This is a genomic window from Streptomyces sp. NPDC048442, from assembly GCF_040651475.1.
Taxonomy (GTDB): Bacteria; Actinomycetota; Actinomycetes; order Streptomycetales; family Streptomycetaceae; genus Streptomyces.
This window is the reverse complement of record NZ_JBEZKB010000001.1, coordinates 30,752-56,059: the sequence shown is the minus strand read 5'-3', so window position 1 is coordinate 56,059 and position 25,308 is coordinate 30,752. Positions and strand designations below refer to the sequence as shown.

At 71.2% G+C, this 25,308-nt stretch carries 24 protein-coding genes and 1 pseudogene; 11 read left to right on the top strand and 14 right to left on the bottom strand.

Translation table 11 applies throughout. From position 1 onward, the window contains the following. Window positions 1-117: 117 nt before the first annotated feature. Window positions 118-1,365, bottom strand: a complete 1,248-nt coding sequence (locus AB0D18_RS00270) for a cytochrome P450 (protein WP_362410287.1) — start codon at window positions 1,363-1,365, stop codon at window positions 118-120. A gap of 167 nt (window positions 1,366-1,532) precedes the next feature. Between AB0D18_RS00270 and AB0D18_RS00265 the strand changes: the two genes are divergently transcribed. Both AB0D18_RS00265 and AB0D18_RS00260 read left to right on the top strand, forming a co-directional pair. Further along, complete coding sequence (locus tag AB0D18_RS00265; protein WP_362410284.1) at window positions 1,533-2,702, top strand: steroid 3-ketoacyl-CoA thiolase; 1,170 nt, start codon at window positions 1,533-1,535, stop codon at window positions 2,700-2,702. A 177-nt stretch (window positions 2,703-2,879) separates the two neighbouring features. Then, entirely contained in the window at window positions 2,880-4,190 is a 1,311-nt protein-coding gene (locus AB0D18_RS00260) for an alpha/beta hydrolase (RefSeq protein WP_362410281.1), read from the top strand. A gap of 3 nt (window positions 4,191-4,193) precedes the next feature. On the opposite strand, the gene AB0D18_RS00255 is transcribed toward AB0D18_RS00260, so the two are convergent. The 7 genes from AB0D18_RS00255 to AB0D18_RS00225 form a co-directional block, all read right to left on the bottom strand. Beyond that, window positions 4,194-4,601, bottom strand: a complete 408-nt coding sequence (locus AB0D18_RS00255; RefSeq protein ID WP_362410278.1) for a transglycosylase SLT domain-containing protein — start codon at window positions 4,599-4,601, stop codon at window positions 4,194-4,196. A 358-nt stretch (window positions 4,602-4,959) separates the two neighbouring features. Next, a complete protein-coding gene (locus AB0D18_RS00250) occupies window positions 4,960-5,829 on the bottom strand; it encodes an ECF transporter S component (protein WP_362410275.1) in 870 nt (289 codons plus the stop codon). Further along, a complete protein-coding gene (locus AB0D18_RS00245; protein ID WP_362410272.1) occupies window positions 5,826-7,589 on the bottom strand; it encodes an ATP-binding cassette domain-containing protein in 1,764 nt (587 codons plus the stop codon). Before AB0D18_RS00245 ends, AB0D18_RS00250 begins: the two co-directional genes overlap by 4 nt. Beyond that, complete coding sequence (locus tag AB0D18_RS00240) at window positions 7,586-8,707, bottom strand: energy-coupling factor transporter transmembrane protein EcfT (protein ID WP_362410269.1); 1,122 nt, start codon at window positions 8,705-8,707, stop codon at window positions 7,586-7,588. The genes AB0D18_RS00245 and AB0D18_RS00240 overlap by 4 nt, the downstream gene beginning before the upstream one ends. Further along, the gene (locus tag AB0D18_RS00235) at window positions 8,704-9,426 is read right to left on the bottom strand and encodes an SCO2322 family protein (protein WP_362410266.1); all 723 of its coding nucleotides are present in this window, start codon (window positions 9,424-9,426) and stop codon (window positions 8,704-8,706) included. Before AB0D18_RS00235 ends, AB0D18_RS00240 begins: the two co-directional genes overlap by 4 nt. Further along, window positions 9,423-10,682, bottom strand: coding sequence for a prenyltransferase/squalene oxidase repeat-containing protein (locus AB0D18_RS00230; RefSeq protein ID WP_362412041.1), 1,260 nt, complete (start codon window positions 10,680-10,682; stop codon window positions 9,423-9,425). Before AB0D18_RS00230 ends, AB0D18_RS00235 begins: the two co-directional genes overlap by 4 nt. Before the next feature lie 119 nt (window positions 10,683-10,801). Beyond that, window positions 10,802-11,917, bottom strand: a complete 1,116-nt coding sequence (locus AB0D18_RS00225; RefSeq protein ID WP_362410263.1) for an MBL fold metallo-hydrolase — start codon at window positions 11,915-11,917, stop codon at window positions 10,802-10,804. Between the two features lie 190 nt (window positions 11,918-12,107). Between AB0D18_RS00225 and AB0D18_RS00220 the strand changes: the two genes are divergently transcribed. The 3 genes from AB0D18_RS00220 (at window position 12,108) to AB0D18_RS00210 (ending at window position 14,523) form a co-directional block, all read left to right on the top strand. Next, the gene (locus AB0D18_RS00220) at window positions 12,108-12,740 is read left to right on the top strand and encodes a hypothetical protein (RefSeq protein ID WP_362410260.1); all 633 of its coding nucleotides are present in this window, start codon (window positions 12,108-12,110) and stop codon (window positions 12,738-12,740) included. Between the two features lie 80 nt (window positions 12,741-12,820). Continuing rightward, window positions 12,821-14,290, top strand: a complete 1,470-nt coding sequence (locus AB0D18_RS00215; protein WP_362410257.1) for an aldehyde dehydrogenase — start codon at window positions 12,821-12,823, stop codon at window positions 14,288-14,290. Beyond that, entirely contained in the window at window positions 14,290-14,523 is a 234-nt protein-coding gene (locus AB0D18_RS00210; protein ID WP_362410254.1) for a ferredoxin, read from the top strand. The genes AB0D18_RS00215 and AB0D18_RS00210 overlap by 1 nt, the downstream gene beginning before the upstream one ends. Window positions 14,524-14,550: 27 nt before the next feature. On the opposite strand, the gene AB0D18_RS00205 is transcribed toward AB0D18_RS00210, so the two are convergent. Beyond that, window positions 14,551-15,201 carry a TetR family transcriptional regulator gene (locus AB0D18_RS00205; RefSeq protein ID WP_362410251.1) on the bottom strand — a complete coding sequence of 217 codons (651 nt, stop codon included), beginning with the start codon at window positions 15,199-15,201 and terminating at the stop codon, window positions 14,551-14,553. A gap of 288 nt (window positions 15,202-15,489) precedes the next feature. On the opposite strand from AB0D18_RS00205, the gene AB0D18_RS00200 reads away from it, so the two are divergent. The 3 genes from AB0D18_RS00200 (at window position 15,490) to AB0D18_RS00190 (ending at window position 18,734) form a co-directional block, all read left to right on the top strand. Further along, window positions 15,490-16,836, top strand: coding sequence for a glycosyltransferase family 4 protein (locus AB0D18_RS00200; protein ID WP_362410248.1), 1,347 nt, complete (start codon window positions 15,490-15,492; stop codon window positions 16,834-16,836). Between the two features lie 69 nt (window positions 16,837-16,905). Beyond that, window positions 16,906-17,664, top strand: a complete 759-nt coding sequence (locus AB0D18_RS00195) for a class I SAM-dependent methyltransferase (protein ID WP_362410245.1) — start codon at window positions 16,906-16,908, stop codon at window positions 17,662-17,664. After that, window positions 17,661-18,734 (top strand): prenyltransferase/squalene oxidase repeat-containing protein, encoded by a 1,074-nt coding sequence (locus tag AB0D18_RS00190; protein WP_362410242.1) that lies wholly within the window; start codon window positions 17,661-17,663, stop codon window positions 18,732-18,734. Before AB0D18_RS00195 ends, AB0D18_RS00190 begins: the two co-directional genes overlap by 4 nt. 60 nt (window positions 18,735-18,794) lie before the next feature. On the opposite strand, the gene AB0D18_RS00185 is transcribed toward AB0D18_RS00190, so the two are convergent. Then, window positions 18,795-19,085 carry a hypothetical protein gene (locus AB0D18_RS00185; RefSeq protein WP_362410239.1) on the bottom strand — a complete coding sequence of 97 codons (291 nt, stop codon included), beginning with the start codon at window positions 19,083-19,085 and terminating at the stop codon, window positions 18,795-18,797. 241 nt (window positions 19,086-19,326) lie between these two features. Here AB0D18_RS00185 and AB0D18_RS00180 point away from each other — a divergent pair. After that, window positions 19,327-19,830 (top strand): annotated as a pseudogene (locus tag AB0D18_RS00180) (hypothetical protein); the annotation flags it as partial. Between the two features lie 154 nt (window positions 19,831-19,984). Beyond that, a complete protein-coding gene (locus tag AB0D18_RS00175) occupies window positions 19,985-20,776 on the top strand; it encodes a maleylpyruvate isomerase family mycothiol-dependent enzyme (RefSeq protein WP_362410237.1) in 792 nt (263 codons plus the stop codon). A gap of 14 nt (window positions 20,777-20,790) precedes the next feature. Here the strand turns inward: AB0D18_RS00175 and AB0D18_RS00170 are convergent, their stop codons facing one another. The 4 genes from AB0D18_RS00170 to AB0D18_RS00155 form a co-directional block, all read right to left on the bottom strand. Further along, window positions 20,791-21,795, bottom strand: coding sequence for an LLM class F420-dependent oxidoreductase (locus tag AB0D18_RS00170; RefSeq protein WP_362410234.1), 1,005 nt, complete (start codon window positions 21,793-21,795; stop codon window positions 20,791-20,793). 154 nt (window positions 21,796-21,949) lie between these two features. Continuing rightward, complete coding sequence (locus tag AB0D18_RS00165) at window positions 21,950-22,768, bottom strand: hypothetical protein (protein ID WP_362410231.1); 819 nt, start codon at window positions 22,766-22,768, stop codon at window positions 21,950-21,952. 275 nt (window positions 22,769-23,043) lie between these two features. Beyond that, entirely contained in the window at window positions 23,044-24,045 is a 1,002-nt protein-coding gene (locus AB0D18_RS00160; RefSeq protein ID WP_362410228.1) for an N-acetylmuramoyl-L-alanine amidase, read from the bottom strand. 22 nt (window positions 24,046-24,067) lie between these two features. Continuing rightward, a complete protein-coding gene (locus AB0D18_RS00155) occupies window positions 24,068-24,715 on the bottom strand; it encodes a class I SAM-dependent methyltransferase (protein ID WP_362410225.1) in 648 nt (215 codons plus the stop codon). Between the two features lie 290 nt (window positions 24,716-25,005). Here AB0D18_RS00155 and AB0D18_RS00150 point away from each other — a divergent pair, with 290 nt between their 5' ends. Then, complete coding sequence (locus AB0D18_RS00150) at window positions 25,006-25,293, top strand: DUF397 domain-containing protein (protein WP_362410222.1); 288 nt, start codon at window positions 25,006-25,008, stop codon at window positions 25,291-25,293. The last annotated feature ends 15 nt before the right edge of the window (window positions 25,294-25,308 follow it).

The following is a 25,308-nucleotide window of genomic DNA, read 5'->3' as shown; positions in this document are numbered from 1 at the left end:
ATGGGTGCGTAGCCGTACGAGCGCATGGGCGCGTGGCCGTACGTGCGCATGGGTGCGTGGCCGTACGCGCGCATGGACGCGTAGCCGTACGAGTCATACCCGTACGTACGAGGTTCTTCAGGCGGCCCTGACCCGAAGCTCCTTGATCCCGTTCAGCCAGGCCGAGCGGAGCCGTCGCGGGTCGCCCGCCAGGTGCAGGTCCGGGAGGGCGTCCGCGAGGGCGTTGAAGATCAGGTTGATCTCCAGGACCGCGAGGGACTTGCCGAGGCAGAAGTGCGGACCGCCGCCGCCGAAGCCCAGGTGCGGGTTCGGGTCGCGGGTGATGTCGAACTTCTCCGGCTCGTCGAAGACCTCAGGGTCTTGGTTGGCCGAGGAGTAGAACATCCCGACCCGGTCGCCCTTCTTGATCCGCTGTCCGCCCAGTTCCACGTCCTGAGTCGCGGTCCGCTGGAAGGACACGACCGGCGTTGCCCAGCGCACGATCTCCTCGGCGGTGGTCTCCGGGCGCTCCCTCTTGTAGAGCTCCCACTCCTCGGGGTGGGTGAGGAACGCGTGCATGCCGTGGCTGATGGCGTTGCGGGTGGTCTCGTTGCCGGCCACGGCCAGCAGGATCACGAAGAAGCCGAACTCGTCGGAGGCGAGGTTCCCGTCGCCCTCCGCCGCGACCAGCTGCGACACGATGTCCTTGGCCGGGCATTCCTTGCGCGCCGCCGCCAGGTTCATCGCGTACGACACGATCTCCATGGCCGCCTCGGCGCCGATCTCCTCGGTGATCGCGTACTCGGGGTCGTCGTACGCCGCCATCTTGTTGGACCAGTCGAAGATCTTGCTGCGGTCCTCCTGCGGTACGCCGATGAGCTCGGCGATCGCCTGAAGGGGGAGTTCTACGGCGATGTTCGTGACGAAGTCGAAGCTGCCGTCGCCCTTCTGTGCCTCCGCCAACGCGGCCTCGACGATCTTGTGCGCCCGGTCGCGCAGTGCGTTCTCCAGGGAGCGGATGGCGCGCGGGGTGAAGCCGCGCTGCACGATCTGGCGGACCCGGGTGTGCTCCGGCGGGTCCATGTTCAGCATGATCAGCTTCTGGACCTCGATCTGGTCGCGGCTGATCGACTCGTTGAAGCGGATCACCGCGGTGTTGGTGTTCGAGGAGAACAGCTCGGGGTGCGTGGAGACGTACTTGACGTCCTCGTGCCGCGTCACCACCCAGTAGCCGGCGTCGTCGAACCCGGAGATCCCGGGCGTCTGCGCGCACCACCAGACGGGCGCGGTCTGCCGCATCGCCGCGAACTCGGGGAGGGGTACGCCGGACTGGAGGACGTCGGGATCGGTGAAGTCGAACCCTTCGGGGAGGACGGGGCAGGACATCGGCAACTCCCTGTCGCTAAGACTCGTCTGATGGCCCATCAGAAGTCGTCCGCAAGGTAGTAACGAGTTCTACAAGTGGCAAGACCCTTGCGCACTCGGGCCGTTCTTCACGAGACTGACCGGAGAACTAGAACGCGTACTAATTCCGGTGAGAAGAGGACGAGCTCATGGCCGCGGAACCCGTCATCGTCGAAGCCGTACGCACCCCCATCGGCAAACGCGGGGGCGCGCTCGCCAACCTGCATCCCGCCTATCTGCTGGGTGAGACCTACCGGGAGCTGCTCGGCCGCACCGGCATCCCCGCCGACTGCGTCGAGCAGGTCGTCGGCGGCACCGTCACGCACGCCGGCGAGCAGTCGATGAACCCGGTGCGCAACGCATGGCTGGCGATGGGGCTTCCGTACGAGACGGCGGCGACCACCGTCGACTGCCAGTGCGGCTCCTCGCAGCAGGCCAACCACATGGTCGCCAACATGATCGCGGCCGGAGTCATCGACATCGGCATCGGCTGCGGGGTCGAGGCGATGAGCCGGGTGCCGCTGGGCAGCGGCTCCAAGCACGGGCCCGGCAAGCCGTTCCCCGACGAGTGGAACGTGGATCTGCCCAACCAGTTCGAGGCGGCCGAGCGGATCGCCAGGCACCGGGGACTGACCCGTGAACGGGTCGACTCGCTGGGCCTGATGTCGCAGGAGCGGGCGGCGGCCGCATGGGCGGAGGAGCGCTTCAAGCGGGAGACGTTCGCCGTGCAGGTGCCGACGAACGAGGAGGAGCAGGCCGCGGGGCAGGGCATGTGGCGGCTCGTCGACCGCGACGAGGGATTGCGGGACACGTCGATGGAGGCCCTGGGCGCACTGAAACCGGTGATGCCGACGGCCGTGCACACCGCGGGGAACTCCTCGCAGATCTCCGACGGCGCGTGCGCGCTCATGTGGGCGTCGAAGCGGATGGCGCGGGCGCTCAAGCTCAAGGCGCGGGCTCGGATCGTCGCGCAGGCGCTGGTCGGTTCCGACCCGCACTACCACCTGGACGGGCCGATCGACGCGACGCGGGCGGTGCTCGGCAAGGCGGGCATGTCGCTCAAGGACATCGACCTGGTCGAGATCAACGAGGCTTTCGCCTCGGTGGTGTTGAGCTGGGGGCAGGTCTTCGAGCAGGACCTGGAGAAGGTCAATGTGAACGGCGGTGCCATCGCGCTCGGCCATCCGGTGGGAGCGACCGGGGCCCGGCTGATCACCACGGCGCTGCACGAACTGGAGCGCAGGGACAAGGAGTTCGCGCTGATCACGATGTGCGCGGGCGGGGCGCTGGCGACGGGGACGATCATTCAGCGGCTGTGAGGGGACAGGGGCTCCGGGGCTGGGACCGGGGCCCCGGGGGTGGGGCCGGGGCTGGGCGCTGAGTGCCGGGTACGCGGTGGAGTGCGGTATGCCGCAGTTTGGGGGTGGTGTTGAACGCACCTCAACAGTGCGGCCAGCCGCATGGTGGTGGATCGGCGGCGTACCTAATGTCGAGACATGAAGCAGACACGCGCAGCAACTACCGCACTGGTCACCGTCGTTGCTCTCGCCGGGCTCGCAGCAGCTCCGGCGCTGGCGGCCACGGCACCCGCCGCCCCGGCCGGCGCTCCGTCCGCCGTCCCGGTCGCCACCTCGGCCGTCTTTGAGGCGGCGGCGCAGAAGCGCACCGGCCGAGGTGCACTGCTCTCCGTCACTCCGCTGGGCGAGCTGGGCCGGGGCGAGGTCGCCGCGTACCTCGCCAAGGGAGGCCTTGAGGCGGACGCGCAGCTGGTGAGGTACGGCCTCGCCGCGTACCGGCTGACATACCGGACGGTGACGCCGCAGGGCGCCCCGACCACGGCCACCGGACTGTTCGTGCTGCCCAAGGGGCTGCCCAAGGGTGGCGACCGCCGGCTGCCGGTCGTCTCCGACACGCACGGCACCATGATCCACCGTGACTACGCCCCGTCGGTGGGTGACGACTTCGGCCGTCTCTCGTCCTACCTGTACGCGAGTACGGGCCGGGCGGTCGCCGCCCCCGACTACCTCGGGCTCGGCAAGGGGCCCGGCCTGCACCCGTACATGGACACCAAGTCCGCCGTCACCGCCACGGTCGACATGCTGCGTGCCTCGCGCCGGGCCGCGAAGCAGCTCGGCCGGCCGCTGAGCGGCGACGTCTACGCCACCGGCTTCTCACAGGGCGGCCAGGTCGCGATGGCGGTCGGCCGCGAGCTGGCCCGGGGCGCCGGCAGCACCGGCGGCGACCGGCACTTCCGGCTGAAGGCCCTCGCCCCCGTCGCCGGACCGTACGACCTGGGCGGCACGGAAATACCGGCGCTGTACGACGGCCGGGTCAGCCCGATGAGCGGCCTCTTCTACACCTCGTACTTCCTCACCGCCCAGAACCGGATCCACCCCCTCTACAAGGACCCCGCCGAGGTCTTCCGGCAGCCCTACGCGAAGGTCGTCGAGGAGCTCTTCGACACCCGGCACACCGAGGAGGACGTCGCCAGGAACCTCCCCGGCTCGATAAAGGAACTCCTCACCCCCGGCTTCTACGAGAAGATGCGCCACCCCAGCGGCGCACTGCTCAAGGCGATCGAGGCCAACGACGGGACCTGCGACTGGAAGCCGAGGGTGCCGGTGCGGCTCCACACCTCGTCCGGCGACACCGACGTACCCATCGGCAACGCGCGCACCTGCGCCGCCGACCTGGCCGACAACGGAGTGAAGGCCCCGGTGATCGACCAGGGAAAGGTCGACCACTTCGGGGCCTTCAAGAAGTCCGCACCGCAGATAGCACGGTGGTTCGCGGCACTGGACCGGTAGGGCTCAGTACCAGTTGTTCTGCTGCCAGAAGTCCCACGCGCCACAGGGGCTGCCGTACCGCGAATTCATGTAGTCCAGACCCCACTCGATCTGGGTCTTCGGGTTTTCCTTCCAGTCCGCGCCGGCCGAGGACATCTTCGACGCGGGGAGCGCCTGGACCAGGCCGTACGCACCGGAGGAGGCGTTGGTGGCGTGATGGTTCCAGCCGGACTCGTGCGACACGATCTTGCTGAAGCACTGGTACTGGGCTGCGGGCATCATCTGCCGGGCCACGTCCTGGGCGGAGGCGGGGGCCGCCGATGCCGGGGAGGAAGCTCCGAAGACGGCACCCGCAGCACCCAGCAGGGCGGTGGCGCCGACGACGGCGGTCTTCTGGCGGGCGGTGAAACGGCTGATGAAAGCGAACGACACGAAAGGGGGCCTAACGTCGGGGACAGATCTGCCGCACGCGATGCCCTGAGGCTCGGGGGGAGGGGCACCACGGCGGAAAGCGGAGCCGTCCGGCGCCCTGCGGCTGAACCAATGAAGCAGCCGTGGACCGGCCCCGCAAGCACCGCTCTTACTAGTGGAAGCGGCGAGGCAGGCACAACGGGCCGACTTCGCACCGGGAGGAATACCCCAGGTCGGACGGGGTGCGGCAGGGGTGGGCGAGGGGCCGGACGGTCTACTACCCCGGATAGTTAAGGACTAAGGTCCTATGGCTCGCTTCACACCACCGGGACCCCGTTTTGCACGGAGCGGAATCGCCCGACTACGGCTTTTCGGGCGACTACGGCATTGGCGAGGCCTCGGGGTGGGGCGGTGCCCCGGGAGCGGACGGCGTCCCGGGGGCAGGCAGCGGCTCGAAGGAGACCGGGGCTTCGAAGGCCGCCCGCCTGGTGGCGCGGCGCAGTGCCTTCAGGAGGGCAGGGCCGACCGTCAGTGTCAGGACGACCGTGAGGACCGCCCGGCCCAGGTCCCAGCCCACCGAGGTGGCCAGGCAGTACGCGAGGAAACGGACCAGGTTCTCGTGCAGTGGGTCGCCCGGTACGAAGGAGACACCGGTGGAGAGGCCGCCGATGTACGTCCAGCCCTGGAGGTTCATGACCGTGCCGTAGAAGAAGGCGGCCGCCGCCCCGTACAGGGCGAGCAGCACCAGCTCGCCCCACCCGCGCAGCCGCTCCCAGCCGGGCAGCAGCCCGGCGCCCATCGTGAACCAGCCCATGGCCAGCATCTGGAAAGGCATCCACGGCCCCACCCCACCGGTGAGCAGAGCGGAGGCGAAGATCGTGACCGACCCGAGGACGAAACCGAAGCCGGGCCCCAGCACCCGCCCGCTCAGCACCATCAGGAAGAACATCGGCTCCAGGCCGGCCGTCCCCGCTCCGAGCGGGCGCAGCGCCGCGCCCACGGCGGCCAGCACTCCCAGCATCGCGACGGCTTTCGCGTCGAGGCCCGAGTCGGAGATCGTCGCCACCACCACCGCGACCAGCAGCGGCAGCAGCGCGGCGAACAGCCACGGCGCGTCCTTGGAGTGTGCGAGCCCGGCGGCCGAGTCGGCGAGCAGCGGCCATCCGAAGGCGATCACCCCGACCAGGCTGACCAGTACGAGCGCGGCCACGGACCGGGGCCCCAGCCGCACCGGCCGGACGGCGCTCACCGTCCGTCCCCCGGAGTGTCCTGGCCCGGCTTGCTCCAGCCCGGCGTGGCCCGGCCGGGCGTCTGTCGACCCGGAGTGCTCCGGCCCGGCGCGTCCGGTCCCAGCAGGTCCTGGCCCGGCGCGTCCGGTCCCAGCGGGTCCTGGCCGGGTGCGTCCCGGCCCAGTGCGTCTGCCACCTGCGTCACGGTCAGCCACTCCTGCGGTGCGAGGACCTTCGCCACCTGGGGTGCGAAAGAAGGAGAGGACACGACCACTTCCGGCGTCGGACCGTCCGCGACGACCTCCCCGTCCGCGAGGATCACCACCCGGTGCGCCAGCTCGGCGGCCAGCTCCACGTCGTGGGTGGCCAGTACCAGGGCGTGGCCGTCCGCCGTCAGCCCGCGCAGGATCCCGACCAGCCGGGCCTTCGCCGCGTAGTCCAGACCGCGCGTCGGCTCGTCCAGCAGCAGGAGAGGAGGCTTCCCGGTGAGTACGAGGGCGAGGGCGAGAGCCAGGCGCTGGCCCTCCGACAGGTCGCGGGGGTGGGTGGAGTCCGGTACGTCCGGCAGCAGCGCGCTCACCAGCGCCCGGCAGGTGCCGGGGTCCGCGCCCGCGTCGTGGTCGGCAGCAGCGCACTCGGCGGCGACCGTGTCCGCGTACAGCAGGTCGCGCGGTTCCTGCGGTACGAGGCCCACCCGCCGCACCATCTCGCGCGGTGAGGTCTTCGCGGGAACGCGGCCGCCGACCAGGACCCGGCCGGACGACGGCTCGTGCATGCCGACCAGGGTGTTCAACAGGGTTGATTTCCCTGCCCCGTTGCGCCCCATCAGGGCCACCGTCTCCCCGGGGCGTACGGACAGGGTCACGTTCCGCAGGGCCTCGACGCGGCCCCGGCGCAGCGAGAGTCCGGCCGTTTCGGCGACCGGCGGTGCGTCGGGCGCGGGGACGGCGGCGGCAGGCGTACGGTCCGCCAGTTCGGCCCGCAGCGCGGCGGACCTGCGGCGGGCGTCCCGTACGGACAGCGGCAGTGGTGTCCACCCGGCCAGCCGGCCGAGACCCACCACGGGCGGGTACACGGGGGAGACGGCCATGACCGCGGCGCTCTCGCCCATCACAGGGGCGAGAGAGGGGCCGGGCAGCAGGACGACCTGGTCGGCGTACTGCACGACCCGCTCCAGGCGGTGCTCGGCCATCAGTACGGTCGTGCCCAGGTCGTGCACCAGGCGCTGCAGCACCGCCAGGACCTCCTCGGCGGCCGCCGGGTCCAGGGCGGACGTCGGCTCGTCGAGGACGAGGACCTTGGGGTGGGTGGTGAGGACGGACCCGAGGGCGACGCGCTGCTGCTGGCCCCCCGACAGGGTGGCGATCGGGCGGTCCCGCAGGTCGGCGAGGCCGAGCAGGTCGAGGGTCTCCTCGACGCGCCGCCGCATCACGTCGGGGGCGACGCCCAGCGACTCCATGCCGTACGCCAGCTCGTCCTCGACGGTGTCGGTGACGAAGTGCGAGAGGGGGTCCTGGCCGACCGTGCCGACCACGTCCGCGAGTTCGCGCGGCTTGTGGGTGCGGGTGTCGCGGCCGTCAACGGTGACCCGGCCGGTCAGCACGCCCCCGGTGAAGTGCGGCACCAGACCGGACACCGCGCCGAGCAGTGTCGACTTGCCGACTCCGGACGGACCGACGAGCAGCACCAGCTCGCCCTCGGGGACGGTGAGGTCGATGCCCTGGAGAGCGGGGACATCGGCGCCGTCGTACCGGACGGAGACGTTCTCGAACCGGATCACTTCACGTTCCCTAGGGGAGGAGCAGGTACAGGGGCCACGAACGCGGGCAGCAGCCCGATCAGTACCGACAGCGCGGGCCACAGCGGGAGCTCGGGCGCCACCAGCGGCAGCACCCCGGGGTGCAGGGCCCCGGGAGCGTACGAACCGGCCCAGATCATCAGCCCCGCCACGGCCGCGCCCGAACCGGCGACCAGCCAGGCCCGCACCCCCCACCGGTCCGGCCGGTACCGGGTGCGCACACTGCGGCGCCCGCCGAGCCGGAGCCCGGCCATGGCGGCGGCGAGCCCGATCAGCAGCACCGGCAGCCCGTACCCGGCACCCTCGGCCGCGAGCAGCCCGTACGTCCCGGCGCACACGCCGAGCAGCCCGCCCAGGGTGAGCGCGGTCGTCAAGTGCCGTACGGCGGGCGGCACTTGGGCGGTGCGCCCGTACCCCCGCGCGTCCATGGACGCGGCCAGCGCCACGGACCGCTCCAGCGCGCCCTCCAGCACCGGGAGGCCGATCTGGAGCAGCGCCTTCACCCCGCCGGTGGGCCGGCCGCGCAGCCGCCTGGCGGACCGCAGCCGGACCACGTCGGAGACCATGTTCGGCGCGAAGGTCATGGCGACCACCACGGCCACCCCCGCCTCGTACAGGGCGCCCGGCAACGACTTCAGCAGCCGTGCCGGATTGGCGAGCGCGTTCGCGGCGCCCACGCAGATCAGCAGGGTGGCCAGGTTCAGGCCGTCGTACAGCGCGAAGACCAGCTGTTCGGCGGTCACCTTCCCGCCGAGCCGCACGCCCTTCGCCCAGTCGGGCAGCGGCACCTCGGGCAGCGCGAACAGCACGTGCTGCCCCGGAATGGGCGACCCCAGGAACACCGAGAACACCAGCCGGATCACCAGCACCATCAGCCCGAGCTTGACGAACGCCCCGTACGACCGCGCCCACGGCGCATCGGTGCGGCGCGCGGCGACCACGTAACCGGCGACCCCGACCAGCAGTCCGAGCAGCAGCGGATGGGTGGTCCGGGACGCGGCGGTGGCGAGGCCGAGCGCCCACAGCCACCAGGCCCCGGCGTGCAGGGCGTTGCTGCGGCTGGCGGCGGGGGCGCGCAGACCCGGGACGACCGTGCTCATCCCCGGCGGCGGCGTGCCTGCCACACGGCGGCCGCGCCGAGCACCAGGACCGCTGCGAACCCGACGATCAGACCGGCGGACGGGCCGCCGTCGCCCTCGCCCTGGCCCGCGGCAGAGGAAGAAGCGGAATCAGAAGAGGCAGGGGAGGGGGAGGCTGCGGCCGAGGACTTCCCCGACACCTGCTCGGCACATCCGGCCTTCGGGTATCCGGCGATCGCGCACAGCAGCGCCGCGTTGTTGTACCGCAGCGGCCGCGCCACTTCCGCGAGTGCCTCGGCGGTCGTCGCATCCGTTCCGACCTGCGCACATACGGTGCGAGGCGCGGGCGGCTTCTCACCGGCGGGCGCATCCTGGGCCGTGCCGAAGTCAAGGACGAGAGCGATCCGCTTGGTGTCCTCCTTGGCCGGGGTCTTCGCGCAGGCAGCACCGAAGTCGGCGTTCCCGCGCGGTTTCGCCGCGTCCTGCGAGTCCTGGCTCACGGCGAACCGGAATCCCTGCACGGCGCCGTCGGCCGGGTGGGTGGTGGACGCGCCCTGGGTCGCGTACGCCCACTTGGAGCCGTCGCGCTCCCAGAACGACCAGTAGCGGTAGCCGGAGGAGGAGGTGTCGGAGGTGTCCGAGGTGTAAGCGGCCTCGGCGGCCTGCGCGGCCGGTGCCAGCGCGCACAGTGCGGCCGCCACCGTCACCAGCGGCGCACCGAGCTTCGTCCGGAGATTCACAGCTGCCGGTTCTTCTTGTTGCGCCCGCTGATCAGGAAGCCCGCTCCCATGCTCGCCACGAACGCGACGCCGACGATCCACCAGGTCGCGGAGGAGCCGCCCTCGTCCTTCTTCGCGTCCTCGGCGTCGGCCGCAGCCGCCTTTCCGGACTTCTCGGGCTTCCCCTCGGGCGCGGGACCGGTCGCGTTCAGCTGCGCGACGAGGTCGGCGCCGCCGAAGGAGTTCGGGTCCATGCCGGTGGCGTGCGCGGCGAAGATCAGCTGGGCGTACGCGGCGGGGCCTGTCGTCTTCGCCCAGGCTGCGGAGTTCTTCGCCAGCCAGGCGGCGGACTTGGCGGCGGCGTCCTTGTGCCCGTCGGCGGCGAGCGCCACGACGGCGTCGGCGGTGTTGCCGAAGTCGGGCTGGGCCTCGGCGCCCGGCATCGCCGACCTCAGGTGCTGGCCGTACTTGGTGAGCAGCCGGGAGAGGTAGTCGGAGCCCGCCGACGCGGCGGTCTCCGGGTCGGAGATGCCCTGCTTGCAGCCGGGGGCGCCCTCGATCGCCTTGTTCGCCTTCGGGGCGTCGACGACCAGGCCCTTGCCGAGGGAGGCGGTCACCACGGCGGCGGTCGCGTCGGCGTTCGGGAAGAGCTTGCCGGACTTGTCGGGCTGGAAGGCGAAGGAACCCTGGTTCTCGGGCTTTCCGTCACAGTTGATCTGGAAGGAGAGCAGCGCCACCAGCGGAGACTCGCCGTCCTTGCCCTTCCAGTCCCCGGGCTTCTCGCCCGCGGCGGTCAGTGCGCCCACGACGATCGACGTGGAGTTCGCGTCGGACGGCGTCCCCGGTGCGTACGCCCACCCGCCGTCCTTGTTCTGTACGGACTTCAGCCAGCCGACGGCCTTCTTCACGGCCGCGTCCTGCCCGCCCAGCGCGCTCAGCGCCTGCACGGCGGCGGACGTCGCGTTGCTGTCGACCATGGTCTTGGCGTCGCAGGCCTTGCCCGCGTCCGCCCGGAAGGCCGCGAAGCCACCGTTTGCGCACTGCTGACCCACCAGCCAGTCCACGGCCTTGGCGGAAGGTGTCACTCCGACCGTCTTCTGCGCGAGCAGAGCCAGCGACTGCCGGAAGACACCGTCGTACGTCGGGTCCCCCTTCCCGTACAGCCCGGACGGAACGGCGACGGGCGACGGGGTCGGCGCGGCGGAGGCGACGGGGGCGGCCACCGCGCCGACGACGGCGGTGACGGCGAGCGCTGCGGCGCTGCGGCGAAGGGTGATCATGCCCGCATTCTACCGACCGGTACCCGGGCCGGGGCCGGAGCAGATGGCCGACAGGTCACCGGCAGGCCGTCGCCGGACCGCGGTCAGTCCGCGGTCAGACCGCGCTCGGAGCGCCGTCAGAGCGCCGTGTACGTCACCGGGTCGCTGCCAGGCACCGCCTCCGCGTGCCCCAGTTTCACCAGTCGGCGCAGATGGGCCTCGGCCTCCGAGACGGCGATGTTCCGGGACCCGTACGGGATCTGCTCCCACGGCCTGTTCCACTCCATGCGCTCCGCGAGCTGCCAGGGGGTGAGGGGAGTGGCGAGGAGGGTGCGCAGGCCGGTGAGGCGTTCCTCGTGGTGGGCGAGGAGTTCGTCGACGCGTGCGCGCGGGGTGGTGAAGGCGTACTGGTGGGCGGGGAGGACCTCGGCGGCGCCGAGGCGGCCGACGCGCTCCAGGGAGGCGAGGTAGTCCCCGAGGGGATCGGCGGGGGAGTCGGAGTCCGGGTCCTCGTACAGGCCGATGTGCGGGGTGATCCCGGGCAGGAGGTGGTCGCCGGAGAAGAGGCGGCCGTGGCCGGGGAGATTGCCGGGGTGCTGCTCCTCCAGGTGCAGGCAGACATGGCCGGGGGTGTGGCCCGGAGTCCAAACGGCGCGCAGCTTCCGGCCGGCCAGGGGCAGCAGTTCGCCGGGGGCGATCTCCCGGTCGGGGAGGGCGGCCCGCAGCCCGGGGAGCGTACGCGTCCGGCCCGAGTCGCGTGCCGCGACGAGCGGGGCGAGGTGCTCCTCGGGGGCTCCGGCGGCGGCCAGTTTGGCGGTCAGGTAGGTGAGCCAGGCGCCCGGTTCGGTGCTGCGGGTGCGGCGGACGACCTCCGCGTCGGCGGCGTGCATGGCGATCCACGCCCCGGAGGCGTCCCGTACCTGCCCCGAGAGGCCGTGGTGGTCGGGGTGGTGGTGGGTGATCAGCACTCCGTGGACGTCCTCGACCCGTACATCCAGGGAGGCGAGTCCGGCGGTGAGGGTGTCCCAGGAGGCGGGGTCGTCCCAGCCGGTGTCGACGAGGACCGGCCCCCGGTCGGTGTCCAGCAGGTGGACGAGGGTGTGGCCGAGCGGGTTGTCGGGGATCGGGACCTTGATGCTCCAGACGCCGCCGCCGTGGTCGAGCACTCCGGGCGCGGTTTCGCCCGCTCCGCCCGTACCTTCTGCTCCGCCCGCTCCGCCCGTACCGTCTGCGCCGCTCACGCTCTGCGTCATGGCTCCCCCAACTGTCCAAAGTGGTGCGGGACTTGCCTCGCGGTCACTATAACTAGAACGGGTTCCATCGGGCGTGAGGGTGTGAGGGTTCGTGGGTGGCTCAACCCCGAGCCGTCTCAGGGGTGTTGTCGGGGTCGCCCCGTGGTTGTCCCCGATGGTCCGGGTGTCTGTACACGGACAGGATCGGGGCATGACGAACCCGACGTACGCAGCCCCCGCCCCCACCTACCCCTCCGCCGCCCCGGACCGCCTCACCCGTACCGCCCTCGTCGCGGGCCCTCTGGCCCTCGCCGCGTACGGCCTCATCCGACTCCTCAGTGAACGCGGCGTGCCGAGTGCGGGCTGGAGCGCAGGCCATCTCGCCATGCTGGCAGGGGTGTTGCTCTTCATTCCGGTGCTGCTGCACCTGCGCCGAGCTGCCCCCGCGGCCAGGCGCATCCCAGCCGCCGCGGCCCTCGCGGTGGGGATGCTGGGGCTCGTCGCCACCGCCGCGCAGGCGGTGATCGACCTGGCGGCCGGCTTCATGGCGGCCGACCGCCCCGCGATGGTCGAGATCTTCCAGCAGGTCCAGGACGTGCCGGGGGTCGAGCCCGTGGTCTACGGCGTCGTTCCGCCGCTCTTCTTCCTCGGTCTGATCGCCCTCGCCGCACTGGCGGCGCTCCCGCCGCGCACCAAGCTGTTCATGGTGGCCGCGCTGATCCTCGGCACGGTCCTGATGGCAGTGAACCTCAACTTCCTCTCCCTGGGAGGCCTCTGCTTCCTCCTGGCGTGCGCCCCGCTCCTCCCGCGCGGCCGCGTCGCGCCCCTTCCCCGTACGAACTAGAACTGGTATCAGTTCGAGGGAGGTAGCTGACGAGACGTCAGCACCACCGTGCGCGACCGGACTTGCGGGAGGCAGCAGCCATGACCGAGCTTGTGGAGCACCAGCAGCTTTATGTGGGCGGGACGTTGACGAGCCCCCTCGGCCAGGACTCCATCGAGGTCGTCTCCCCACACACCGAGCAGGTCATCGGCCGTGTCCCGCACGCGAGCGAGGCGGACGTGGACCGGGCCGTGGCAGCGGCCAGGAAGGCCTTCGACTCCGGTGGCTGGCCCCGCACGTCCCTGGACGAGCGGATCGCCGTTGTCACCCGCATCAAGGACGCGATCGCCGTACGCCACGAGGAGCTGGCCCGCGTCATCTCCTGCGAGAACGGCACCCCGTACACCGCGAGCATCATGATGCAGGCACTCTCCGCGATGATGGTCTGGGACACGGCGATCAAGGTGGCGCAGGAGGTCCCGCTGGAGACGAGCCGCACCGGCGTCCTGGGCAATCTCCTCGTCCGCCGCGAACCGGTCGGCGTCGTCGCGGCCGTCGTCCCGTGGAACGTCCCGCAGTTCACGGCCGCCGCGAAGCTCGCCCCCGCCCTGCTCGCCGGATGCACGGTCGTCCTGAAGGTGTCCCCGGAAACCCCCCTCGACTCCTACATCCTCGGCGAGATCTGCGCGGAGGCGGGCCTTCCGGAGGGGGTGCTCTCGATCATTCCCGCCGACCGCGAGGTCAGCGAGTACCTGGTCGGCCACCCGGACGTCGACAAGGTGTCCTTCACCGGCTCCGTGGCCGCCGGCAAGCGCGTCATGGAGGTCGCTTCCCGCAACCTCAGCCGCGTCACCCTGGAACTGGGCGGCAAATCGGCCGCCGTGATCCTCCCCGACGCCGACCTGGCGACCGCGGTGGCGGGCATCGTCCCCTTTGCCTGGATGCTCAACGGCCAGGCCTGCGTGGCGCAGTCCCGCATCCTGGCCCCCCGCGCCCGCTACGAGGAGTTCGCCGAAGCCTTCGCCGCGGCGGCGGGCGCCCTCAAGGTCGGCGACCCCATGGACCCGGCCACCGAGGTCGGCCCGCTGGTCGCCCGCCGCCAGCAGCAGCGCTCCCTCGACTACATCCGCATCGGCCAGGAGGAGGGCGCCAAGATCCTCGCGGGCGGCGGCCGCCCGGCCTCCCAGCAGACCGGCTGGTACGTCGAGCCCACCCTCTTCGGCAACGTCGACAACTCCATGCGCATCGCCCGCGAGGAAATCTTCGGCCCGGTGATCTGTCTTCTCCCGTACGAGGACGAGGCCGACGCGCTCCGTATCGCCAACGACTCCGAGTACGGCCTGAGCGGCAGCGTCTGGACGGCGGACGTCGAGCACGGCATCGACATCGCCCGCCAGGTGCGCACCGGCACCTACTCGGTCAACACCTTCAGCATGGACATGATGGGCCCGTTCGGCGGCTACAAGAACTCGGGGCTGGGCCGCGAATTCGGCCCCGAGGGCTACGGCGAGTACCTGGAGCACAAGATGATCCACCTCCCGGCGGGTTACGAGGGCCCGGGGGCGTCCTGATGGGCGACCGCTGGCACGTGGAGGTGGACCGCGGCGTCTGCATCGGCTCCGGCATGTGCGTGAACACGGCCCCCGGCCGCTTCCGTCTGGACACCGCCCGCCAGTCCCACCCGGTCGAAGCCGAGTCCGACGCCCACGAGGACGTCCTCGCGGCGGCGGAGGGCTGCCCGGTCGAAGCGATCACGATCACGCTGCGGGACTCGGGGGAGGTGGTGTTCCCGCCGGAGGACTGACAGGGCTCCTCCTTCGGGGCCGGCGGATCAGTCCTCCTCCGCCGTCAGGTCGATCAGTCTGCACACCGTCTCGATGTCGATCTTTACCTGGGCGATCGACGCCCGCCCCGACAGCCAGGTGATCAGCGCCGAGTGCCAGGTGTGCTCGATGACGCGGACCGCCGAGAGCTGTTCCGGGGTGGGGCGGCGGGCCTCCGTGTCCAGGCCCATCGCGTCCAGGATGATCGCGGTGGTCTGGCGGGAGACGGTGTCGACCTCCGGGCTGACCGAGCGGTCGGCGAAGGTCAGGGCGCGGACCATGGCGTCGGCGAGGTTCGGTTCGCGCTGCAGCGCGCGGAAGGCGCGCATGAGCGTTTCCGCGACGCGCTCCGAGGAGGAGGTGGCGGCAGGGGGGCTCTTGCGCAGGGTGGTGTGCATGTGGCTGAGCTGGTCCTGCATGGTGGCGACCAGCAGATGCACCTTGGAGGGGAAGTAGCGGTAGAGGGTGCCCAGGGCGACTTCGGCCGCTTCTGCCACCTCGCGCATTTGTACGGCGTCGAAGCCGCCGCGGCTCGCGAGCTGGGCGCTGGCGTGCAGAATGCGGCGCCGCCGGGCTTCCTGGCGCTCCGTCAGGGGCGGGGTGGCCGGGGCGATGGCATGGGCGTTGCCGCCGCCGGACGTTCTGGCTTGCGCTTTCATGTGACCCCGTGCCCCCGTGTCCATGCCATGTCTGTGCCGTGTCCGTGCCGTGTCTGTGCCGTGTCCGTGCGAGTCAGTGCGAGTCCGCGCCGTGCCTGTACCGAGTCCGTGCCTGGTCCGCATCCGGGCGGGCCATGCTGCCGTGGCGCGAATCACCTGATCCGGACCTTACGCCGCCGCATCCTGCCGGTAGATTCAAAGCTCCGTGTCCGATCAACACTGGAACTTGTTCTAGATTAGCGCCAGCGGCTACGCTCCGGCGGAAGTGCGTCAAGAAGGGGGCCGAGAGTGACCGCTGAGGCCATACAGGCGGGCCCCCGTTCCGGGGACGCCACCGCCACTGGCACCGCCACCGCGAACGCAGCCGCGAGCGCCGGTGACCGTCCGCTGCGCATCGCGCTCCTCTCGTACAAGGGGAACCCGTTCTGCGGCGGCCAGGGCGTGTACGTCCGCCACCTGTCGCGGGAGCTGGCCCGGCTCGGGCACAGCGTCGAGGTGCTGGGCGCCCAGCCCTACCCCGTGCTCGACGAGGGCGTGCCGCTCACCGAGCTGCCGAGCCTCGACCTGTACCGCAGCCCCGACCCCTTCCGTACGCCCAAGCGGGACGAGTACCGGAACTGGATCGACGCCGTCGAGTTCGCGACGATGCGCACCGGTGGATTCCCCGAGCCGCTGACCTTCTCGCTGCGGGCGAAGCGTCATCTCCTCGCCAGGCGCGGCGAGTTCGACGTCATCCACGACAACCAGACGCTCGGGTACGGACTCCTAGGCGACCTCGGCGCGCCGCTCGTGACGACGATCCACCACCCCATCACCGTGGACCGGCAGCTCGATCTGGCCGCCGCCGGGACCCGGCTGAAGCGGGTCTCCGTACGGCGCTGGTACGGGTTCACCCGGATGCAGAAGCGGGTCGCCCGCCGGCTGCCGTCCGTGCTCACCGTGTCCGGCTCCTCGCAGGCGGAGATCGTCGAGCACCTCGGCGTGCGCCGCGACCGCGTCCACGTCGTGCACATCGGAGCCGATACGCAGCTGTGGTCGCCGGACGCGTCCGTGCCCGAGGTTCCGGGCCGCATCGTCACCACGTCGAGCGCCGATGTTCCGCTGAAGGGGCTCGTCCACCTCGTCGAGGCGCTCGCCAAGCTGCGCTCGGAGCGGCCCGACGCGCACCTCGTCGTCGTCGGGAAGCGGGCCGAGGACGGGCCCGTCGCGCAGGCCATCGAGAGGTTCGGGCTCCAGGGGGCCATCGAGTTCGTCAAGGGGATCAGCGACGCCGAGCTGGTGGACCTCGTGCGCGGCGCGCAGGTCGCCTGTGTGCCGTCCCTGTACGAGGGCTTCTCGCTGCCGGCCGCCGAGGCCATGGCCACGGGAACGCCGCTCGTCGCCACCACCGGCGGCGCCATCCCCGAGGTCGCGGGACCCGACGGTGAAACCTGCCTCGCCGTACCGCCGGGCGACGCCGACGCCCTCGCCGGACAGCTGTCGCGGCTCCTCGGCGACCCCGGGCTGCGGATGCGGCTCGGCGCGGCAGGACGGGCCCGCGTGCTGGAGAAGTTCACCTGGACACAGGCCGCGATCGGCACCGCCGAGCGCTACCGGCAAGCCCTCGCGACGCAGGCCGCCGCCGTCAAGTCCTAGGCCCCGCAAGCAACTTGCTCGAAAGAACCGCCCGAACCACCCCCACCGCCGGATGAAAGCTGAGCCCCCGTGCTGACCGTGGACTTCTCCCGCTTCCCGCTCGCCCCGGGCGACCGCGTCCTCGACCTGGGCTGCGGCGCAGGGCGGCACGCCTTCGAGTGCTACCGGCGTGGCGCCCAGGTGGTGGCCCTCGACCAGAACGGCGAGGAGATCCGCGAGGTCGCCAAGTGGTTCGCCGCCATGAAGGAGGCGGGGGAGGCGCCCGAGGGGGCCACCGCGACCGCCATGGAGGGCGACGCGCTCAACCTGCCCTTCCCGGACGCCTCGTTCGACGTCGTGATCATCTCCGAGGTCATGGAGCACATCCCCGACGACAAGGGCGTGCTCGCCGAGATGGTGCGCGTGCTGCGGCCCGGCGGGCGCATCGCGGTGACCGTGCCGCGCTACGGGCCCGAGAAGGTCTGCTGGACGCTCTCCGACGCGTACCACGAGGTCGAGGGCGGCCACATCCGCATCTACAAGGCGGACGAGCTGCTCGGGAAGATGCGCGAGGCGGGCCTCAAGCCGTACGGCACGCACCACGCGCACGCGCTGCACTCGCCGTACTGGTGGCTCAAGTGCGCGTTCGGCGTCGACAACGACAAGGCGCTGCCGGTGAAGGCGTACCACAAGCTCCTCGTCTGGGACATCATGAAGAAGCCGCTGGTCACCAGGCTCGCCGAGCAGGCGCTCAACCCGGTCGTCGGCAAGAGCTTCGTCGCGTACGCCACCAAGCCGCACCTGCCGATCGAAGCCGCAGCAGTGGCAGCCGCCGCGGACACCAAGTGACGAGCCCCGGCTACACCGAACACCTCGTCCTGCCCGGTGTTCTGACGTCCGATCAGGCAATGGAGACCGTCGCCGGAATCCTCGCCCAGCAGCGTCCGGACGGCGCCATCCCGTGGTTCCGGGGCCACCACCTCGACCCGTGGGACCACACGGAGGCCGCCATGGCGCTCGACGCTGCGGGCGAGCACGAGGCGGCGGCGCGGGCGTACGAGTGGCTGGTGAAGCACCAGAACCCGGACGGATCCTGGTACGCGGCGTACGACGACGGCGACCACGACCGTCCCACCGACCGCTCCCGCGAGACCAACTTCTGCGCGTACATAGCCGTAGGTGTCTGGCACCACTACGTCGCCACCGGCGACGACGCGTTCATCGACCGGATGTGGCCCGCCGTGTACGCGGCCGTCGAGTTCGTCCTCGCACTCCAGCAGAGCGGTGGGCAGATCGGCTGGAAGCGGGAGGAGGACGGGACGGCGGTCAACGACGCGCTGCTGACCGGGAGTTCCTCCATCCACCAGGCGCTGCGCTGCGCGCTCGCCATCGCCGAGCAGCGCGAAGAGCCGCAGCCCGACTGGGAGTTGGCGGTCGGCTCGCTGCGGCACGCGATCCAGCACCACCCCGAGCGGTTCCTCGACAAGAACCGCTACTCGATGGACTGGTACTACCCGATCCTCGCCGGAGCCCTCACCGGACCCGCCGCCAAGCAGCGCGTCGAGGCCCACTGGGACGCCTTCGTCGTACCGGATCTCGGCGTGCGCTGCGTACTGCCCAACCCGTGGGTGACGGGCGGGGAGAGCTGCGAACTCGCCCTGGCGCTCTGGGTGATGGGGGAGTCCGACCGGGCGCTGGAGATCCTCCAGTCGATCCAGCACCTGCGCGCGGACGACGGCAGCGGCCTGTACTGGACGGGTTACGTCTTCGAGGACAAGGCGATCTGGCCGCAGGAACTCACCACCTGGACCGCGGGCTCGCTGCTCCTCGCGGTGGCCGCGCTCGGCGGCGAGGAGGCGACCTGTGCGGTGTTCGGCGGCGAGCGGCTGCCGCTGGGGCTCGACCCGGAGTGCTGCTGAGCACGTCCCGATGTCGGGTACGGGGGTCGCGTCCTGATTTCGGGTACGGGGGTACGTGCGTCAGCGGCGGCGGACGGCCCCCGCGACGGCGTGCCCCACGAACAGGTAGACCACGGCCGGCAGACCGTAGCCCGCCACCACGCGCGCCCACTCCTCGTCGAAGGTGAACAGGTCGTAGGACCAGCCCGCCAGGAAGTGCGCGGCGTCCTTGATGAACCCGACCAGCGCGTTCCCCTGGTTGGCGTCCAGTAGGTAGAACAGGATCCACAGGCCCAGGATCAGGGCTGCGATGTCCGCGACGACGGCGATCAGGGTCGCGGCTGGATTTCCGGTGCGCGTACGTGTGGACATGTCGAACATGTTGCCGAGATGACGGTCGTCAAACCCGGATGGCCCCGCCCCGCTGGTGGGCGCCCGGGGCCCGGGTGACGCTGCGGGGGAGTGCTGTCGCAGCCGTTGTAGCCGTCGCTGCTGTCGCAGCCGTCGCTGCCGTCGTTCAGGCCCCGGGAGGCCCGCTGTGCCCCGTTCCGCCCTCACCGCCACCCCCGCTCGCCGTGCGCTCGTCGCCGTGCCGCTGACATGTGCGCTGCTGATGCCGCTCGCGGCCTGCAACGACGACGACAAGGCGGCCGCGAACGCGAACGCGACGAAGACCGCCACCGCCTCGCCGTCCACCGGCGAGGTCGAGAAGCAGCGGCTCGCCAAGACGCGGTTCGTCGCCAACGCGTCGCTGGCCGCCGGGGCCGCGTACCAGTGGGTCGTGAAGCCGTACAAGGCGGGCAAGTTCAAGAGCGGTGCGGACGGCCGGAAGTTCGCCCTCGTCAAGGCGGGGCTCGCGGGCGCGTTCACGTACAACAGGCTGAAGGCGGCGGTCAACAACGCCAAGGGCGACCCGCTGCTCTCCAAGGCGGTCGCCCCGCTGACCGAGGGCATCGAGTCGCTGAAGGGCCTCGGCAGCAAGCTCGCCGCGGGCAGTGCGGGCGCCGGCGAGGTCGGCCTCTTCGAGAAGGTCATCGGCGGGGTGAAGGACGCGGGCAAGGACGCGGGCGCCGCGGTCACGGACAAGGTGCCGTCGGCGGGCGAGCTGGCGAGGGGCGGGTCTGCGGCGCAGTCTCCGGCAGGGTCCCCCGCGCAGCTTCCGGCAGGGTCCCCCGCGCACCTTCCCGGCCAGCCGGGCGACCGGCTGAACGAGCGTGCAGCGCAGGCAAATTAGCTGTCCACGGCGGAGGCCGCCCGCCTAGAGTGCGGCCATGACTTTGCTTGGCTTTGACCGCTACTGCGACCAGATCGTCGAAGAGACCGCCCGGCTGCGGACGGCGATATCCGGCGCCGACCTCCGGGCGATGGTGCCGTCCTGCCCCGAGTGGACCCTGCGCGAACTCGTCCACCACACCGGCTGGGCGCACCGCTGGGTGTACGAGACCGTCACGACCCGGGCCACCGAGGTCGTCCCGCCGGAGTCGGTGCCGAACGCGGAGGGCCCCGGTACGGACGACCCGGCGGACCTCGACGCATGGCTCGCCGAGGGTGCCGAGATGTGCGCGAAGGCCCTGCGCGAGGCGGGCCCCGACGCGCAGATGTGGTCCTGGGCACCCGGGAAGCCGGCCGAGTTCTGGGCCCGCCGGATGACCCACGAGACCGTCGTGCACCGCGCGGACGCCTCCCTGGCCGCCAAGGCCGACTACGAGGTGCAGCCCGAGGTCGCCGCCGACACCATCGACGAGTGGATGTGGATCGGCGCACTGCCGCAGACCATGGAGGAGCGCCCCGAGCTCGCCGGGCTGCTCGGCGAGGGCCGTACCGTCCACCTGCACGCCACCGACACCCCTGCCGGGCTGAACGCCGAGTGGACCGTCGACCTCACCGGCGACGCGATCCAGTGGCGGCGCGGCCACGAGAAGGCGGCCGTCGCCCTGCGCGGCCCGCTGACCGACCTCCTCCAGGTGTTCTACCGCCGTCAGTCGTCGGACGCCGGAAAGATCGAGGTACTGGGCGACCGCGAGCTGCTCGACCTGTGGCTGGGGCACATCGCCTTCGATTAAGCCCCGTACGTGTGCTACGAGTTGAGCTCGGCAAGGGTGCGCAGGGTGTTCGGGTCCGGTGCCGTGACCAGCAGGTCGGTCACCGGGCCCTCGCGCCACAGCTCCAGCCGTTTTGCGATCCGCCCGCGCGGCCCGACCAGGGAGATCTCGTCGGCGAACGCGTCCGGCACGGCCAGCACCGCCTCTTCCTTGCGCCCGGCGAGGAACAGCTCCTGGATGCGGCGGGCCTCCTCCTCGTACCCCATCCGCGCCATCAGGTCCGCGTGGAAGTTCTTCGCGGCGTGACCCATACCGCCGATGTAGAACCCGAGCATCGCCTTGACCGGCAACAGCCCCTGGGTGACGTCGTCGCAGACATGCGCGCGGACCATCGGCGCCACCATGAAGTCCTTTGGCAGCTCGGTGAGTTGATAGACGTCCGGCCGCATCGGGGACCAGTACAGCGGCAGCCAGCCGTCCGCGATGCGGGTGGTCTGCGCGATGTTCTTTGGACCCTCCGCGCCCAGCAGGATCGGCAGGTCCGCCCGGAGCGGATGGGTGATCGGCTTCAGCGGCTTGCCGATGCCGGTGCCGTCCTCGCCCCGGTACGGGTGCGGGTGGAAGCGGCCGTCCAGCTCGACGGGGGCCTCGCGTGCGAACACCTGACGCACCACGTCCACGTACTCGCGCGTCGCGGTCAGCGGACTGCGGGGGAACGGCCGCCCGTACCAGCCCTCCACCACCTGCGGCCCCGAAAGCCCCAGGCCGAGCATCATCCGCCCGCCGGAGAGATGGTCCAGGGTGAGCGCGTGCATCGCGGTCGCGGTCGGGGTGCGGGCCGCCATCTGGACGATCGCGGTGCCCAGATGGATCCGGGTGGTGTGGGCGGCGTACCAGGTCAGCGGCGTGAAGGCGTCGGATCCCCAGGCCTCGGACGTCCACACCGAGTCGTAGCCGAGCCGCTCCGCCTCCTGTACGAGGGCCAGGCTGCCCGGGTCGGGGCCGCGCCCCCAGTAGCCGAGCGCGAGTCCAAGTCGCATGGCGGCGCCTCCCGTTGACGAGACCACTGATAGCTGACGCAGTGTCAGAACAGTCGACTGTACGGGCGCGGGGCAGGCCCGGACAAGGCTGCGGCCCCCGCCTCGCAAGTGAGGCGGGGGCCGCGGTGTGCCTGGTGGTGCGGGGCGGGGCGGGTCAGCCGCGCTGGATCCCCGTGGTGTCCTGGAGCAGACCGCGACGGCCGTCCTGGGTCTGGGCGACCAGACCGGAACCGCGCTGGTCCACCGCCAAGTACCAGGTACCGGGAGCCAGTTCGGCGATCGGCGTCGGCGAACCGTCCTCCGGGTACAGCGGGCGCGCGACCGGAACCGCGAACCAGAACGGCGCGAAGCCGGACGCGTCGGCGGCCGGAGCCGCCTGCCCGTCCGGTGCGGGCTGACCCGCGGCCGGAGCCTGCGGGGCAGCCGCCTGCGGGTCCTGGGTGGCACCGCCCGGGTAGCCGTAGCCACCGGGGGCGCTCTGGCCGCCGTACGAAGGCTGCTGGCCGCCCGGGTAGCCGTAGCCGGCACCCGGCTGGGCGCCGTAGGGGCTCGCGACGGCCGGCTTCGGGGCGCCCACCAGCGGGGCCTTGAGGGCCGGGACCAGCGGGGAGGCGACGGCACCGGCGGCGAGCGCCAGGGCCGCGATCAGGCCGAGGATCATGCCCGCGCCCGCGCTGCCGGCGTCGATGATGGTCCAGAACGCGGTCCATGCGGAGAACACCGCCAGCGCGACACCGAACTGGCCGAGTTCGAGACCGGCCACCTTGCGCGGCGTCGGCAGCCCGCGCGCCACGACGATCAGCACGGCGGCGATGATGCCGGCCAGGAACATGCTCATCAGGAGCCCGAGGCTGTCCCAGGCGTTGAAGGTCGAGGAGGATTCCCGGGGGCAGAACTCGCCGCTGCACGCAGGAGCGGAGACCAGGCTGAGGAACGAGGCGATGAACAGCACCACCGCTGCTCCGATCACCACGCCATCACCTCGTGTGAGGGAGCGGATGTTCACGTAAAGTCCTTTATTCAGTCGTCTTTTTCAGGGCTTCTTCGGGACGGTTGTCGCTGTGCCGGTGTTGCGCGGTTCACGCGAGAACTCGGTGCGAAGCTAGGGGGCGGCTCCCCATCGTACGGATGAATGTATCGTCCGATCGCTTGGCCGCCCCCATCGTTGCCGGTCGGTGACAAGCCCGCCCTCATCGTTGCCGGTCGGTGACAAGCCCCGGCCCCGGGGCCGCCCTGCGCCGGGCACTCCTACCCCTTCAGGAAGCTGCTGATGCCGTCGGCCATGCCCTGTGCCGCTTTCTGTCGCCAGGACGGGTCCGTCAGAAGGGCGATGTCCTGCGCGTCACGCATGTTCCCGCACTCGATGAACACCTTCGGCACGGTGGACAGGTTGAGCCCGCCGAGATCGCTGCGCACGACCAAACCGGTCCTTTCGCCCAGGTAGTTGGCGGGCGCGTCACCCGTCACCCGTACGAAATTTCCCACGATGCGGGTGCCGAGATCGCGCGAGGGGCCGACGATCGAAGAGGTGTCCGCGGCGCCGGAGTTCACCCGTGCGGGCAGGATCACATGAAAGCCGCGGTGACCCGCGGCCGAACCGTCCGCGTGGACGGAGATCACCGCGTCGGCCTTCGCGGCGTTTCCGATACGGGCCCGCTCGTCGACACACGGACCGTACGGACGGTCGGCGTTCTGGGTGAATTGGACGGTTGCGCCCTGCTTTTCGAGAATGGATTTCAGTCGGCGCGACACATCGAGTGTGAATTCCGCCTCGGTGTAACCGGCATTGCTCGCCGTACCCGTGGTGTCGCATTCTTTGCTGTTCGTGCCGATGTTGACCTGGCGATTGATTTCGCGGGTGTGCCGGAAATTGCCGGGATTGTGGCCGGGATCGACGACGACGGTACGCCCGGAGAGGGGGCCGGCGGGCGGCTTCGGGTCGCCGTCGGGCGAACGGCTCTGCTGCGGGCTGCCGCTCGGGCTGCTGCTGGTGCTCGGCTCGGGTCCGCGACCGGTGGGGGTCTTCGCCGGGGCCGCGGCGGAGGGGCTGCTCGCGCTCGGCAGCGGGAGCACCTTCGGCGGGTCGTCGCCGTCCGGCCCGCTCATCGCCTGCCAGACGAGCCAGCCCGCCAGACAGGTGGGCACCAGGGCGGCGGCCACGATCAGGGCGTTGCCGCGGCCGCGGCGCGGACGCTGCCCGAACTCGGGCCCGGGTGGATCTTCGTGAGGGTACTGACCGTCGTACGACACAGGGCGATGCTATGCGCGCCGCTCAGATCCCCGAGCCGGTACGCCGCAGGACGCGCAGCGAGTCGGTCACCGAGACCTCGGTGAACGCGCCGGACGCCAGGGCCCTGAGATACACGCGGTACGGGGCCTGCCCGCCGTCGGCCGGATCCGGGAACACGTCGTGCACGACGAGCAGCCCGCCGGGCGCGACGTGCGGCGCCCACCCTTCGTAGTCCCCGCCTGCGTGCTCATCGGTGTGCCCGCCGTCGATGAAGACGAGGGCGAGCGGGGTGCCCCAGAGCCGGGCGGCCTGTGGAGAGCGCCCGACGAGCGCGAGCACGTGCTCTTCGAGCCCGGCCCTGTGGAGGGTCCGGCGGAAGGTGGGCAGCGTGTCCATGACCCCGAGCTCCGGGTCCACCACGGTCGCATCGTGGTACTCCCACCCGGGCTGCTGCTCTTCGCTGCCACGGTGGTGGTCGACGGTCACGGCCGTCACACCGGCCTCGCGGGCGGCGTCGGCGAGGAGGAGGGTGGAGCGGCCGCAGTACGTCCCGACTTCGAGGAGCGGCAGCCGGAGCTCGCCCGCCACCTCGGCGGCGGCCGCGTACAGGGCGAGGCCCTCGTTCACCGGCATGAAGCCCTTGGCGGCTTCGAAGGCGGCGAGGGTGTCGGGCTTGGGGGTGGCGGGCATGGCGGATTCCTCCGGAGGAACGGATGAGGGTCGCGCTCATCGTGCCGTACGGAGGCGGGGAGGGGGCGGGAGGGTCCCGGCACCAAGCTCACGGGGAGACGCCGACACCATGTTTCTGCGGACCATGGACGGCCGCACCGCGGCATGGGTGGAATCCGGCAACTCAGGTCAACTGGTGCAGGAATCAGGGGCGTTGAGCGCCTCCCGCTCGGCTACGATCTGGTACGTGATCTGGCCCCGACTCCGCTGGAGTCGAGGAAGTTCATCATGGGATTGTGGGAGGAAGCGCCGTGCGACGACCCATCGACCTGAGCGCCGCGGTCTGGCGCAAGAGCAGCTACAGCAACCAGGACGGCGGCGAGTGCCTCGAAGTCGCCGAATTCCCCGAGGACTTCGACTGGCGCAAGAGCTCGTACAGTCACCAGGACGGTGGCCGGTGTCTCGAAGTCGCCGACGACCTCTCCGCCCTCGTCCCCGTCCGTGACAGCAAGAACCCCACCGGTCCCGCGCTCGCTTTCCCGTCCGACTCGTGGGCCTCGTTCGTGACTGCCGTCAAGGATGACCAGCTCGCTTGCTGACCCCGCTCCCCAAGG